9 protein-coding genes are annotated in these 10,203 nt (G+C 53.5%); all 9 read left to right on the top strand.

The window, feature by feature from the left end:
- Nucleotides 1-768 precede the first annotated feature (768 nt).
- Nucleotides 769-1,938: a sensor histidine kinase gene (locus H6B30_RS15260; protein ID WP_205112120.1), complete on the top strand. Its 1,170-nt coding sequence runs from the start codon at nucleotides 769-771 to the stop codon at nucleotides 1,936-1,938.
- A 385-nt stretch (nucleotides 1,939-2,323) separates the two neighbouring features.
- Nucleotides 2,324-2,860, top strand: coding sequence for a YceD family protein (locus H6B30_RS15255; RefSeq protein ID WP_205112118.1), 537 nt, complete (start codon nucleotides 2,324-2,326; stop codon nucleotides 2,858-2,860).
- A gap of 6 nt (nucleotides 2,861-2,866) precedes the next feature.
- Nucleotides 2,867-3,055 (top strand): 50S ribosomal protein L32, encoded by a 189-nt coding sequence (rpmF, locus tag H6B30_RS15250; protein WP_205112116.1) that lies wholly within the window; start codon nucleotides 2,867-2,869, stop codon nucleotides 3,053-3,055.
- On the top strand, nucleotides 3,055-4,074 hold the full coding sequence (locus H6B30_RS15245) for a beta-ketoacyl-ACP synthase III (RefSeq protein WP_205112114.1): 1,020 nt from the start codon (nucleotides 3,055-3,057) through the stop codon (nucleotides 4,072-4,074). Before rpmF ends, H6B30_RS15245 begins: the two co-directional genes overlap by 1 nt.
- Nucleotides 4,075-4,739: 665 nt before the next feature.
- Nucleotides 4,740-5,741, top strand: coding sequence for a hypothetical protein (locus H6B30_RS15240; RefSeq protein ID WP_205112112.1), 1,002 nt, complete (start codon nucleotides 4,740-4,742; stop codon nucleotides 5,739-5,741).
- Nucleotides 5,742-5,777: 36 nt separating this feature from the next.
- Complete coding sequence (locus tag H6B30_RS15235) at nucleotides 5,778-6,653, top strand: hypothetical protein (protein WP_205112110.1); 876 nt, start codon at nucleotides 5,778-5,780, stop codon at nucleotides 6,651-6,653.
- Between the two features lie 419 nt (nucleotides 6,654-7,072).
- A complete protein-coding gene (gene era / locus H6B30_RS15230) occupies nucleotides 7,073-7,954 on the top strand; it encodes a GTPase Era (protein ID WP_205112108.1) in 882 nt (293 codons plus the stop codon).
- A 99-nt stretch (nucleotides 7,955-8,053) separates the two neighbouring features.
- Nucleotides 8,054-9,367, top strand: a complete 1,314-nt coding sequence (gene der / locus H6B30_RS15225; RefSeq protein ID WP_205112106.1) for a ribosome biogenesis GTPase Der — start codon at nucleotides 8,054-8,056, stop codon at nucleotides 9,365-9,367.
- Between the two features lies 1 nt (nucleotide 9,368).
- A complete protein-coding gene (locus tag H6B30_RS15220; protein ID WP_239484161.1) occupies nucleotides 9,369-9,764 on the top strand; it encodes a hypothetical protein in 396 nt (131 codons plus the stop codon).
- Nucleotides 9,765-10,203: the final 439 nt, after the last annotated feature.

The following is a 10,203-nucleotide window of genomic DNA, read 5'->3' as shown; positions in this document are numbered from 1 at the left end:
AACAGAGAAGTTAAGCCCGGTTGCGCCGATGGTACTGCGCTGCAATGCGGGAGAGTAGGATGCCGCCGCCTTTCATGATGCCGCCCGCCGGGTTGATCCCCGGTCGGGCGGCATTTTTTGTATCCCCGCCTGCGGCAGCCATATATGGGCTCGCCAGATATATCCAGGGGCTTTTTAGGAGTTACAATATGGAGTTATATGGAGTTACAAGGAGTTATATGGAGTTACAAGGAGTTAGATGACAAATGTCTGCACTCATGTCTCCTGCCTCCTGTCTCCAAAATATACACTAAACTATTGTCTTAACTCCTTTACTTCCTAACTCCTTAACTTCTAAAACAATTATTTGTTTGTTACAGGAAACGTGAGCCAACTATGCCATCTCGGCATTCTATTTGAAGATACCCTTCGCCTCACAGCGCTTGATGTGCATAACGTTTCTTCTTTTTCTCGCATGTGACGGATAGAGTTGCCTCCATACTATCGCAAAGGTTGGCCAATTCTGCGGTAATATTGCATCATCCAACGCTTTTTTCAGCTTCGCAAACGTAATACGGCGTACAGGCCGCATGCTCAGCAATTACGCTTGCGTGCAAGTCGTAGGCCCAATATTACGGCAATATGCAGGCTTTGTGCCCTTTGCCGACAAGCAGTTGCCATAGCCTTTGTTCCTTCTTTGTGCAATATCTTTGCGGTTTTTCTCGTTATGTAAATAGTGACGGCAATCATAAAGTAGCTTAGTATTGATGATTAATTTAGAAATTCGACATGCAGTGGACTGACCGTGTACGGCAAATAAGGATGCTATTGGTTATAGTTGCAGTGGTGATAGCTGTGGTTTCACTGTCTGTGTCGCACATCCTTGTAGACGATTTGTCAAAAGAAGAACGCAATAAGATGGAAGTGTGGGCTCAGGCATTGCATGCCTTAAGCAATGCAGACGAGAACACCGACCTAACCCTTGTGCTTAGCGTCATACGCGGAAACAATACCATTCCCGTAATAGTCATGGATGCCGGTGGCAATGTTACCGACTACCGGAATGTGAAGGTCAATGCAAGGAATGAGGCCGACTCCATGGCTTACATCTCCGCCCTGGGCCATCAGATGTACCGTTCCGGCAAATATATAAAGGTTGACTTCGGCGGGGCGTCGGGCAAGTCGGATTACCAACTCGTGTGTTACGACGAATCCAACATGCTCAAGCGGCTCTCGTCGTATCCCTACATACAGCTTGGGGTGGTTCTGATTTTTGTCGTTGTGGCTATTTTTGCATTGCTTTCATCGAAGCGTGCAGAGCAGAACAAGGTGTGGGTAGGCTTGTCAAAGGAGACGGCCCACCAGCTTGGAACTCCCATTTCAAGCCTCATGGCGTGGGTGGAGGTGTTGAAAGAGAACTATCCCGATGACGACCTGATACCGGAGATGGACAAAGACGTCAAGAGACTGGAGCTTATTGCCGACCGTTTCTCGAAAATAGGGTCGTTGCCCGAGCCCGTTGACTGTTCGATGAACGAAGTGCTGGAGCATGTCGTCGACTACATGGGGCGCCGCACATCGTCGCGCGTGCTTATAAAAAAGGAATTCCCAGGCCATGACGTGGTCGTGAAGATGAGCTCGTCGTTGTTTGAGTGGGTGATAGAGAACCTTTGCAAGAACGCCGTCGACGCCATGGAGGGCAGCGGCACAATACTCATACGCCTGCTCGATGAGCCGGGAAGGGTTGTCGTTGAAGTGCATGACACAGGCAAGGGCATAAGGAAGAAAGACCTGAAGAGCGTTTTTACCCCCGGTTTCACAACCAAGAAACGGGGATGGGGCTTGGGATTGTCGCTGGCAAAGAGAATTGTCGAGGAGTATCACAAAGGCAAGATCTTTGTTAAAAGCTCTGAGGTGGGCCGGGGAACGGTGTTCCGCATCGAATTGCGGAAAGCATAGCCCTGGCCCCTGCGCAACAGACCTGCTCTTACGCTGAGATGGCTGGCAAACCGTAACATAGCGCATGGGTGTGAGCCGCGCGGTGGGCTGACGTTGCAATGCCCATACCGAGTTAATGCGAAACGGGGCCTTCGGCGGCCTGATGCCAGGCTCGTGCATAATAGGGCAGGCATTTATGGCCAGTAGCATTGTGCGTAGCCGCTTTTGATTGATTATCAATGTTTTTCATCAAAGAGCAGCCGTGCAATGCAAAAAAAAGCAATATAATTGGCAGATATGAAAAATAATTCGTAACTTTGCAGCCCGAAACATTGTGCCCGCATGCGCCGGGAAGGATAGTCGTAGGCGTGTGCGGTGGGTGCAATTGTTAAAAGGAAGCAGGCAAATGTGCAGTTTGGAATCATTGAAGATAGACCTTAAAGGGCTGAGTGATGACGTTACAACGTTCACTTATCGCCTCAGTGACAGCTACTTCGAGGCTATAGACGCCCCCGAGGTTAGGCGTGGCGATGCCGATGTCAGCCTTACTGTGAGGAAAGTTGCCGGTGGTTACTTCGAGCTTCGCTTTCATATAGACGCCGAGGTGACAGTCGCTTGCGACCGTTGCCTTGACGATATGCGCCAGCCTGTGGTTGCCGATGGCCAGTTGACAGCCAGGCTTGGAGATGAATATTCCGATGATGAAGACCTCGTTACAGTGCCCGAGGATGACGGTGTGCTTGATGTGGCGTGGTACATCTACGAATTCATAGCCTTAGGCATCCCCATCAAGCACGTCCATGCCGACGGCCAGTGCAATGTCGCCATGATGGAGGCTCTCAGCGAGCACTCTGCCGGCATGGCCGACGATGCGGAAGGCTCGCAGGCCGTGGACCCACGGTGGAGCGGATTAGAGAAATTAAAAACAATAATTAAAGATTAAAAGAAAATGGCACATCCTAAAAGAAGACAGTCAAAGACTCGTACACGCAAAAGAAGAACCCATGACAATGCAGTAGCGCCTACATTGGCAGTATGCCCCAACTGCGGAGCTTACTACGTATACCACCATGTATGCCCCACTTGTGGCTACTACCGTGGAAAGGTGGCTGTAGTTAAGGAAGAAGTGGCTGAATAATGGAGAAGATCAACGCGGTAATCACAGGTATCGGAGGCTACGTTCCCGACTACGTCCTTAACAACGACGAGCTGTCGCGGATGGTAGACACCAACGATGAGTGGATTATGACGCGTGTCGGCATCAAGGAGCGCCGCATCCTCACCGAAGAGGGCCTTGGGACGTCGTACATGGCGCGCAAGGCAGCAAAGCAGTTGCTACATAAGACGGGGGTCGACCCAGACACGATTGATGCCCTCATCGTCACCACTTCAACTGCCGATTACCAGTTTCCGTCCACGGCATCGATAGTGCTGGGCAAGCTCGGGCTGAAAAACGCCTTTGCGTTTGATTTCTGGGCTGCCTGCTGCGGATTCCTCTATACTCTCGACGTTGCTGCGTCGATGATTCAGAGCGGCCGTTACAAGAAGATTATTGTAATCGGTGCCGATAAAATGTCGTCTGTGGTCGACTACACTGACCGTAGCACCTGTCCGCTTTTCGGCGACGGTGCTGCCGCCGTGCTTGTGGAAGCAACAACCGAGCAGAATGTCGGGCTCATGGATTCGCATTTCCGTACCGACGGCAAGGGGTTGCCTTTCCTCCACATCAAGGCCGGAGGTTCAGTGTGCCCGCCGTCGCCGTTTACTGTTGACCACCGTCTGCACTACCTCTACCAGGAAGGGCGCACGGTGTTCCGCTACGCCGTGACAAGCATGAGCGACGACTGCGCGCTCATCGCAGAACGCAACGGTCTGAATAAGGACAACATTGCCTTCGTAGTGCCCCACCAGGCGAACATGCGCATCATAGAGGCTGTGGCAAAGCGCCTCGACCTGTCTATGGACCATGTGATGGTCAATATCGAGCATTACGGCAATACAAGTGCCGCCACCATACCGTTGGCCCTCTGGGATAATGAAAAACGGCTCAAGAAGGGCGACAACCTCATATTCACGGCTTTCGGTGCAGGCTTTGTGCATGGCGCCACCTATGTGAAGTGGGGTTACGACGGCAGTTCTGTTCACGAGGCAAAATAAGCCTGTTGATAGTTTTAAGTAGGTGTTCAGAATTAATTGCCATCAAATTGTGCGCTATTTCGGAGACGCATGCCAAAGCCCGAAGAGAGAGCGTAGCTGGCTACGCGACCGATGAGACTTTGGTATGCGGCCCGAAAGAGCACACAAGATGGTGGCAAAGATATAGAGGACACCTGCAAGGTCTATTGTATCTGTTAATTTTGAACAGCTACTTAACAAAAGCAGCGCATCACCTGCAAGCCGGGTGGGGCGCTGTTTTTGTTTTGCATGCAATGCGCCCTTTGTAATTCATGCGGGTTGCCTTTACCGTCATCTTTCACGCTTTTACGGGCTGTTTCCAAGAGCCCCATCGGTCGAGTGGCCCATTCCGCCCCCTCTTCCGGCTTTGGAAGCCGTTCCGGGAACTGCGCACTATCTGGTGGCAATTTAATTCAGGCAGCTACTTACATTTTAGTGCAACGCATCGTGGTGTTGGCGTTGGCAACCGGTTGGCCTTTTCTTAGTTTTGGTTATAATTTGAATTTTCGTGCGGAATATTTGGCCATGAGATTAAAAAACATTAACTTTGAACGCGATTTTCTGTTTGTGCTTTTAATGGCAATTAGCGTATTTAGCCATGATTTGCATTTTTAAGACTATATGTTTAACATCAAAACAAAGGGAGAATGAAGGAAAGAATACTAAAGGCAGGCCGTGTGTTGTTGCCGATGTTGCTCACAGCCATGATGCAAGTGTCGTGCGTTGAGGACGAGCACGCCCCGTTTACAGACGATTCGGTCGCAGACGGTTCAACAATCAATGTGATGCTGCCGAGTTACGGTGAGTTTTATACAGGGTCGGTGGTTACCCTGCGCGGCACTGGTTTTACTGCCGGCGACAGGGTGCTGGTGCAGAATGGCACCAACGAAAGTGGCCAACCGGGCTATAGCGAAGATTTAGATTATAATGGCGACGGCGTGGCCGACGTCTTGACCGAGGTTGAAGCCACTGTCATAAACTATGGCGACACATACCTTGACTTTGTCATCCCGGGCGAGATTGTATGGGGCAACGCCACTGTTTACGTTGTACGCAATGGGGTGAAGTATTTCATAGGCTACATACAGCTATACAATTATTCGTGCAATACCACATCGCAGACGGACGGGCTTACCACTTTCACCGTTGAAGGCATGGACCTTTCAGATGTCGACCGTATCTTTCTGCGTTCAATGACTTTCGACAACGAGGGCGGCATTACAGTCTCAACTGTTGAGCAGGAGGCCAACATACTCATCTATGACGATCAAATGATAGAGTCGGCGGCATACATATTGGGCGAAGCCCAAGTCTACCTTGAGCGCAACGGCGAGGAGTTCTACGTTGGCCAAGTGTCTGCACCACCGTATTCGTGCTTGAGTTACCCTGCCGCCGACACATATCGTCCGGGCGAGACCCTGACCATAGGCGGCCAATGTTTCATTCAGGGCGACCGCGTATTGCTCTATGGCGGCAATGAGAACCAGGATTATCATTATGCCGAGACAACCGTGACCGCCGACGGCATCACATTTGTGGTTCCCGACAGTGGCGATGCCGGCTTGGTTATTTATGACGTGCTGATAGAGCGTGGCGGCGTGTACATCTTCCTTGACTGGAACTTCATGGCAGAAATGGATAGAATATAACATTGCTAACATAAAACTACGATTACAACAATGACAATGAAAAGTATGATTATGGCTGCGATTGCAGTGTTGGCTTCGGGCCACGCCGCAGCCCAACAGATACAAGAGGTGGCACCCGGAGTACACTCGGGCGACTCTCTCACCATGCTTGTCGACTCGCTGCAGCAAGAGATGCGTTCGCTGAAGTCGAGCAACCAGGAGCTGGAGGAAGACTCGCGCAACCGCAGGATATGGAACGACCGCGCCAAGTATTTCAACATTGCCTACGTCAACCAGAGCCTCACCCAGAAAGACATCAACGGCACATGGCGGTCAAACCTGGGCGTGGCGCTTACCAGCGGGCGCACATATTATTTGCACAAGAAGCCAATCCTGGGCATGATTAAGTTTGGCATCGACTGGAGTTATTTCGACATCAACTTCGCGAAGTATGAAGACAAGTTCGGGTTCTTTGGAGGCGACGGCTACGATTCGTCGCAAGACGGCGGCAACTATTACGACCCAGGCGACTACGGCACGTCGGGCGGCGACGATGGCACCGGCGTTGAGACCGAAGACATGTACCAGGCCGAGATAGGCATGTCGATAGGCCCTTCTGTCACGGTCAATCCCGTCGATGAGCTGAAGGCCAGCCTTTATTTCCGTGTCACGCCTACGATGTCGATGCTTTACGCCGCCGAGGAGTTCAGCACAAGCTACGGCACATTCTTCTCGTTTGGCGGCGCAGTGGCCTGGAAGGCCATCTCCTTAGGCATCGAGGGCCGTTGGGGCAATGTCAAGTACGACAGCATGTTCGACCTAAGCGAGCTCGAAGACATTGAGGACGGCGGCGACATCGACCTGTCGGGCGACGAGCCGTCGGCCAAGTGGAAGGTGGGCTCCATGCGCTTCTATATCAGCCTGAGGTTCTGACCGCCGGCGGCCTGCTTGCCGTGGGCCTCGGCGTCAGCGGCCTGCGGCTCCGGCAGCCTCGCCGCATGCGCCGGCCTGCGGCTGCCTGTGCCCATTCCTGCCCGATGTCCTGTCGTGCCTTGGCCCGGCGGGGCATCGGGCTTGCGTTTTTTCGGCGCGCCTACCGTCCGCCGTGTGGCGTCGGTACAGGCCGTAATCCGGCCCGCTTGCCGGCCCCGGTGATTTTTGTTTGCGTGCCGGCGTGGCTTTGCCGGTGGCGGCCCAGCAGCCCACATGGCGGCAAAAGCACAGGCCGCCGCTACGATTTTCTGCAAAAGGGTAGGCAGTTTCATTTTTTTTTCGTAAGTTTGCAGACACTATCGCCGCTACGCCCGATAAAGGTATGGGCACAGCGGCGCAAATGCAAAAATACAGCACAAATGCACAAGGCAGGATTTGTAAACATAGTGGGCAATCCCAACGTGGGCAAGTCTACGCTGATGAACCAGCTCGTAGGCGAACGCATATCGATAGCTACGTTTAAGGCGCAGACAACACGCCACCGCATCATGGGCATAGTGAATACGCCCGAGATGCAGATTGTATTTTCAGACACACCGGGTGTGCTCAAGCCAAACTACAAGCTGCAGGAGTCTATGCTCGCTTTCTCTGAGTCGGCACTGCAGGACGCCGACGTGTTGCTCTATGTCACCGACGTGATAGAAGACCCTACGAAAAACAAGGACTTCCTAGACAAGGTGGCAAAGATGACCGTCCCGGTGCTGCTTCTCATCAACAAGATAGACCAGACCGACCAGAAGAAGCTCGGCCAGATAGTGGGCCGCTGGCACGAGCTGCTGCCCAAGGCAGAGATTCTGCCCATATCGGCGCTCAACAAGTTTGGCACCGACCTGCTTCTAAAGCGCATCGGCGAGCTGCTGCCCGACAGTCCGCCCTACTTCGGCAAAGACCAGCTCACCGACAAGCCGGCCCGGTTCTTCGTGAGCGAGATAATACGCGAGAAGATACTGCTATACTATGCCAAGGAGATACCCTATTCGGTGGAGGTGAGGGTGGAGAGCTTCAAGGAAGACGACACACACATACACATCAACGCCGTCATCTACGTGGAGCGCGAGTCGCAGAAGGGCATCGTCATAGGCCACAAGGGCATTGCCCTGAAGCGGGTGAGCACCGAGAGCCGCAAGGCCCTCGAGCGCTTCTTCGGCAAGAGCGTCTACCTCGAAGTGTTCGTAAAGGTCGACAAAGACTGGCGTAGCTCCGACAAAGAGCTCGACAGCTTCGGCTACAACCCCGTTTGACGGTGGTGGCCGTGGGCCGCGCGGGCATGGCATTGATTCAGCAACAAAGCGGCACCGGGCGTTGCCCGCGTGCCGCAACAACACATAGTAAACAAGCAAATGGCAAATTTAGTAGCAATAGTAGGACGACCCAACGTGGGCAAGTCTACACTTTTCAACCGCCTCACCCAGTCGCGACAGGCGATTGTGAGCGACGAGGCAGGCACCACGCGCGACCGTCAGTACGGCAAGTGCGAATGGAACGGGCGTGAGTTTTCCGTTGTTGACACCGGCGGATGGGTGGTCAATTCCGACGACATCTTCGAGGAGGAGATACGCAAGCAGGTATTGATAGCCACCGAAGAGGCCGACCTGGTGCTCTTCCTCGTCGACGTGAACAACGGCGTCACAGACCTCGACATGGACGTAGCCAAGATACTGAGGCGCACCAAGCTCCCCGTGATACTCGTGGCCAACAAGGCCGACGACAACGCGCAGCGCTATTATGCGGCCGAGTTCTACAAGCTGGGCTTGGGCGACCCCTATTGTGTGAGCGCCATATCGGGCGGAGGCACGGGCGACCTGCTCGATGCCGTGGTGGCCAAGCTGCCCGAGGGCAACGGCGAACTGCTCGAGGACGGCATACCCCGCTTTGCCGTGGTGGGCCGACCCAATGCAGGCAAGAGCAGCATCATCAACGCCTTCATCGGCGAAGACCGCAACATAGTGACCGAGATTGCCGGAACCACGCGCGACAGCATATACACGCGGTACGACAAGTTTGGCTTCGACTTCTACCTGGTAGACACCGCCGGCATACGCCGCAAGAACAAGGTGACGGGCGACCTCGAGTTTTACTCCGTCATGCGCTCCATACGCGCCATCGAGAACAGCGACGTATGCATACTCATGATTGACGCCACGCGGGGCATCGAGGCCCAGGACATGAACATCTTCCAGATAATACAGAAGAACAACAAGAGCCTTGTCGTGGTGGTCAACAAGTGGGACCTTGTGGAAGACAAGACGCAGAAGGTGATAGACACCTTCACCACGGCCATACGCAACCGCATGGCACCGTTCACCGACTTCCCCATAGTGTTTGCGTCGGCACTCACCAAGCAGCGCATCTTTAAGGTGCTCGAGACGGCCAAGGACGTTTACCTCAGCCGCAAGCTGCGCATCGGCACCACCAAGCTCAACGAGGTGATGCTGCCGTTGATAGAGGCTTATCCGCCACCATCTATCAAGGGCAAGTACATCAAGATAAAGTACTGCTCGCAGCTGCCCAACACCCAGATACCGTCGTTTGTGTTCTACGCCAACCTGCCGCAGTATATCAAGGAGCCCTACCGCCGTTTCCTCGAGAACAAGATACGTGAAAACTGGACTCTGACGGGCTCGCCCATCAACATCTTCATACGCCAGAAGTAGCATGAAAGGCCCGGTCGTCGCATTGTTGTGCATCGTGGCTGCTGCCTTCGCTGCTTGCAAGGAAGAGCCCAAGCCCGGCGAACAGGCTGCCAAGGCTGCCGTCGAGGGCTATGGCCACCTCATTGCGGGGCGCTATGCCGACTATCTGGCCGGTGTGGCCGGCGCCGACAGCCTGCCTGCGGCCTACCGCGAGCAGTTGCTGGCCGGCGCCAAGCAGTTCATGGCCCGGCAGCGGGAGGAGCACGGCGGCATAGCCCGTGTGAGCGTGGTGAAGTATGTGGCCGACTCGGTGGCCCGCCAAACCAACGTGTTTCTGTTGCTGTGCTTTGGCGACAGCACCAGGGAAGAGGTGGTGGTGCCAATGGTTGAGGGCCCCTCGGGGTGGCGCATGAAGTGACGCTGTGCGCCTGCCTCATGGGCGTGTTACGGGCAGCAATGCCGGGTTGCGGCTTTGCCGTGGCAGGCATTCCGATATGCCAGGCGCGCCGTTCCACACTGTGGAGCGGCGCGCCTGGCTTTTTATCTCGTTTTGCCTTTCTTTTCCGCGCCGTTGCCACACCCGTATTTCGGTAGCGGGGTGGCAGCGCAATTCCGGTTCAAGTTGGCTTTCGTGCGGCTTTACTTTGCGCTCCAAAATCATCAAAGCCTAATGAATCTTTAATTTTCTGTTGTTTTTTTTCTGTAATTTGGTCTGTATTTCGCTTATTTGTATTATCTTTGCATTCTGTATTCGCAAATTAATTCTTGATTTTACTATTTTAACGTGAGTTCGACGAATTCACGTTAATGTTAAGGCAGATAAACCTCCTTAAAAGTTTCATCTGTTTGTTAGCAAC

Source organism: Marseilla massiliensis, from assembly GCF_016899955.1.
GTDB classification, from domain to species: Bacteria; Bacteroidota; Bacteroidia; order Bacteroidales; family Bacteroidaceae; genus Prevotella; species Prevotella intestinigallinarum.
Note: the sequence above shows the minus strand (reverse complement) of the source record. Positions and strands in the feature narration are given on the sequence as shown.